Source organism: Pseudomonas sp., from assembly GCF_037994325.1.
GTDB lineage: Bacteria > Pseudomonadota > Gammaproteobacteria > Pseudomonadales > Pseudomonadaceae > Aquipseudomonas.
Genome location: NZ_JBBNAH010000359.1, coordinates 1 through 1,237, shown reverse-complemented (window position 1 = coordinate 1,237; position 1,237 = coordinate 1). Strand labels below are relative to the sequence as shown.

Here is a 1,237-nt window from a genome sequence, read left to right as displayed (position 1 = left end):
CTTCCGCCACGAAAAAGGCCGCCATGTGCTGGTGCTCGCCGACGCCTATGGCGCCCACAGCAAAGCCGCCGGTTACGAGAGCGTGCCGTTTTACCCGCCAACCGCCGAACAGCGTGAGCTCGACCATATCGACGACTGGCACCTCAGCCACGAAGTGCAGCCAGGCTCGTTAGCGCTCAACGACTACGACTTCCAACGCCCCAGCGCGCGCCTGGAAGTGCGCTCGGCCATCAGCCGCCCGCACACCGCCAGCGACTACAAGCTGTATGACTACCCCGGCGAATACGTGCAAAGCGGCGACGGTGAGCACTACGCCCGCACCCGCATCGAAGCCATTCAAACCCAGTACGAGCGCGTGCAACTGCGCGGCACCGCAAGGGGCATCGGCTCGGGCCACCTGTTCAGCATGACCCGCTACCCGCGCGCCGATCAGAACCGCGAATACCTGGTGGTCGGCGCCCGTTACACCGTGGTGCAAGAGCACTACGAAACCGGCTTTGAGGATGTTGAACAGCAGTTTGTCAGCCACCTCGACTGCATGGACGCCAGCCAGGCGTTTCGCCCGCAACCCATTACCGTGCGGCCCATCGTGCAAGGCCCACAAACGGCCATGGTGGTCGGGCCCAAAGGCGAGGAAATCTGGACCGACCAATACGGCCGGGTAAAAGTGCACTTCTACTGGGACCGCCACGACCAATCCAACGAAAACAGCTCGTGCTGGATGCGCGTGTCGCAGTCCTGGGCCGGGAAAAACTGGGGCTCGATCCAGATTCCGCGCATTGGCCAGGAAGTGATCGTCGGCTTTCTCGAAGGCGACCCCGACCGCCCGATCATCACCGGCCGCGTGTATAACGCCGAACAAACCGTGCCCTATGAATTGCCCGCCAACGCCACCCAGAGCGGCACCAAAAGCCGCTCGAGCAAAGGCGGCTCGCCGGCCAACTTCAACGAAATTCGCATGGAAGATAAAAAGGGCAGCGAGCAGCTGTTTATCCACGCGGAAAAAAACCAAGACATCGAAGTCGAAAACGACGAAACCCACTGGGTTGGCCACGACCGCACCAAGACCATCGACCACGACGAAACCGTGCACGTTAAACACGACCGCACCGAAACCGTGGACAACAACGAGACCATCACCATTGGCGTGGACCGTACCGAAAAGGTCGGCAATAACGAAACCATCACCATTGGCGTAAACCGCACGGAAAAGGTCGGCGCCGACGAAACCATCACC

The 1,237-nt window shown here is 60.9% G+C and carries 1 protein-coding gene; it reads left to right on the top strand.

What is annotated here, in order from left to right:
• The coding region (tssI, locus tag AAAB16_RS12285; RefSeq protein WP_340663571.1) for a type VI secretion system tip protein TssI/VgrG at positions 1–1,237 on the top strand (1,237 nt) is incomplete at both ends.